The following is a 3,162-nucleotide window of genomic DNA, read 5'->3' as shown; positions in this document are numbered from 1 at the left end:
ATCGCGGCGACCGGCTTGTCCAGCGCCGTGCCCGAGCCGTCGCGCCGGCCCGGCACCTCCGGCAGCGCCACGGCCGTGCCGGTGGGCGTGGCGGCCTCCGCGGGCCCGCGCCCGGCCCACGCCAGCAGCAGGACGTCCTCGCCGCGGGCGAAGCGGTGGCAGCGCACCCCGCCGGTGGCGCGGCCCTTGGAGGGGTACTCCGACAGCGGCGTCACCTTCGCCGAGCCGAGCTGCGTGCCCGGCAGCGCCCCGGAGTCGCCGGCCACGGTCACCACCACCGCCTCGGGGTCGTCGACGTCCACGGCGGTCATCGAGAGCACCTGGGCGCCGGGGTTCAGCCGGATGCCGGCCACCCCCGCCGCGCCGCGGCCCTGCGGGCGCACCAGGGAGGCGCTGAAGCGCAGCAGCTGCGCGTCGGAGGTGATGAGCACCAGGTCCTCCTCGCCGGTGCGCAGCTGCACCGCGGCGACGACCTCGTCCTTCCTGCGCGCGGAGAGGTCCTTCAGGGCGATGACCTCGACCTCCTCGCGGTTGCCGAGGGGTTCGAGCACCAGGCGCTTGACGACCCCGGTGGCCGTGGCCAGCGCGAAACCCGGGTCGTCGGGGTCCTCCACCCCGGCCACCGGCAGCGGCACCAGCGCCAGCACCCGCTCGCCCTTGCCGAGGGTGACGAACTCCTTGACGGCCGTGCCGCCCGAGAGCGTCGGGCGCCCGTTGGTCTCGGGCAGCACCGGCAGGTCCAGCACCGGCAGGCGCACCAGCCGCCCGGCGGAGGTGAGCACGCCCACGTGCCCGCGCGCGGTGGCCGGCGCGGCCGAGACCACCAGGTCGTGCCGGGCGCGCCGGCCCTCGGTGCCCAGCGGTTCGGCCGACGCGGTGCGCGCCAGGAGACCCGTGGAGGACATCAGCACCGTGCACGGGTCGTCGGCGACCTCCAGCGGCACCGCCGTGCCGGTGGCCGGGCCGGAGGAGGTCAGCAGCACCGTGCGCCGCGGGCTGCCGTGCTCGGCGGCCACCTGCGCCAGCTCGTCGCCGACGAGCCGGCGCAGCCGGGACTCGTCGGCGAGGATCCCGCGCAGCTCGGCGATCTGCCGGTTCAGCTCGGCCTGCTCGCGCTCCAGCTCGATGCGCGAGAACCTCGTCAGCCGCCGCAGCTGCATGTCGAGGATGTACGACGCCTGGGTCTCGGACAGCTCGAACGCCTGCGTCAGGCGGGTGCGCGCCGCCGCGGCGTCGTCGGAGGAGCGCACGATCGCGATGACCTCGTCGATGTCGAGGATCGCCACGAGCAGGCCGTCGACGAGGTGGAGCCGCTCCTCCTTGCGCCGCAACCGGTACGCGGTGCGCCGTCGCACCACGTCGACGCGGTGCGCGACGAAGACCTCCAGCAGCTCCTTCAGGCCCAGGGTGCGCGGCTGGCCCTCGACGAGGGCGACGTTGTTGATGCCGAAGGACTCCTCCATCGGCGTCAGCCGGTACAGCTGCTCCAGCACCGCCTCGGGCACGAAGCCGTTCTTCACCTCGATGACCAGGTGCAGCCCGCGCGTGCGGTCGGAGAGGTCGACCACGTCGGCCACGCCCTGCAGGCGCTTGGCCTTGACGTTGTCGGCGATCTTCTCCGTCAGCCGTTCCGGGCCCACCCCGTAGGGCAGTTCCGTGACCACCAGGCCCTGGCGCCGGCCGATCTTCTCCACGCGCACGCTGGCGCGGGTGCGGAACGTGCCGCGCCCGGAGGCGTAGGCGTCGCGGATGCCCTCCAGGCCGACGATCCTGCCGCCGGTGGGGAAGTCCGGGCCGGGGACGAACCGCATGAGGGCGGGCAGGTCCGCGTCCGGGTGCTTGATGAGGTGGCGCGCGGCGGCGACCACCTCGCCGAGGTTGTGCGGCGGCATGTTCGTGGCCATGCCGACCGCGATGCCGCTGGCGCCGTTGACGAGCAGGTTCGGGAACGCCGCCGGCAGCACGCCGGGTTCCTTCAGGCGGTCGTCGTAGTTCGGGACGAAGTCGACGACGTCCTCGTCCAGGCCGGTCGTCATCAGCAGCGCCGCCGGGGCGGGGCGGGCCTCGGTGTAGCGCTGCGCGGCCGGGCCGGCGTCCGGGGAGCCGAAGTTGCCGTGCCCGTCGACCAGCGGCACGCGCATCGTGAACGGCTGCGCCTGGCGCACCAGGGCGTCGTAGATGGCGACGTCGCCGTGCGGGTGCAGCTTGCCCATGACCTCGCCGACCACGCGCGCGGACTTCACGTGCGCGCGCTCGGGCGTCAGGCCCATGTCCTGCATCATGTAGAGGATCCGCCGCTGCACCGGCTTGAGGCCGTCGCGCGCGTCCGGCAGGGCCCGGGAGTAGATGACGGAGTACGCGTACTCCAGGAACGCCCCCTGCATCTCCTGCTCGACGTCGATGTCGACGATGCGCTCGGGGGCGTCGGGCGGCGGGGGAGGGGACGTGCGTCGTGCCATGGGCACCATCCTGCCGCCTGGCACCGACAGCTCCGGACCTAGCCGCCCCAGGGCGTCCCGAAGGCGCCGTCGTGGGCGCTGTCGGCCAGGGTGCGCCGGTGCCGGCGCGAGGGCCGGGACGCCTCGCCCGGCGCGGGGTGGCCCAGCGCGACGGCGGCGACGAAGCGGTGCCCGGCGGGCACCCCGAAGCGCTCGCGCAGCGCCGCGCGCGCCGCCGAGGGCACCCCGAACAGGCACGCCCCCAGACCCTCGTCGACGGCCGCCAGCAGCACCAGCAGCGCGCTCATCCCGGTGTCCACGTCCGGCCAGGGCACCTCCCAGCCCGCCGCGTCGCGGTCCGGGCCGGGCTTGTCCGCCAGCGCGTAGCGGCGCTCGTACGCCCCGGGGTCGGCCAGCAGCAGCACCAGCACCGGCGCGGCGCGCATCCCCCGCAGCCACGCGTCCGCCGGGCCCGCGCGCCCGGCGGCGCTCAGCTCCCAGAAGGCCCCGCGCTCGGCGGGGGAGCGCAGCACCAGCAGGTCCCGGCCCTGGCTGTTGCCCGCCGAGGGCGCCCGCAGCGCCGCCGCCAGCACCCGCTCCAGCGCGGCCGGGTCCACCGGGCGGTGCGGGTCGTAGCTGCGCACCATGCGCCGCCGGCGCAGGACCTCCCCGAGCTCCACGGCGCCATCCTGGCCCACCGGCGCCGGCCCGCACCGGGCGGGCG

The 3,162-nt window shown here is 75.8% G+C and carries 2 protein-coding genes; both read right to left on the bottom strand.

Going from position 1 to position 3,162, the window contains the following annotated elements:
* Window positions 1–2,459 (bottom strand): DNA gyrase/topoisomerase IV subunit A (locus GTR00_RS17745; RefSeq protein ID WP_166612903.1); only part of this gene is annotated, 2,459 nt, incomplete at its 3' end.
* Window positions 2,460–2,497: 38 nt separating this feature from the next.
* Complete coding sequence (locus GTR00_RS17740) at window positions 2,498–3,118, bottom strand: nitroreductase family protein (protein WP_323132583.1); 621 nt, start codon at window positions 3,116–3,118, stop codon at window positions 2,498–2,500.
* Between the last annotated feature and the right edge of the window lie 44 nt (window positions 3,119–3,162).

The sequence above is a fragment of the Kineococcus indalonis genome (genome assembly GCF_009906395.1).
In the GTDB taxonomy this organism is placed as follows: Bacteria; Actinomycetota; Actinomycetes; order Actinomycetales; family Kineococcaceae; genus Kineococcus; species Kineococcus indalonis.
The sequence above is the reverse complement of the archived record's forward strand: the minus strand, read 5'-3'. Positions and strand labels throughout refer to the sequence as shown.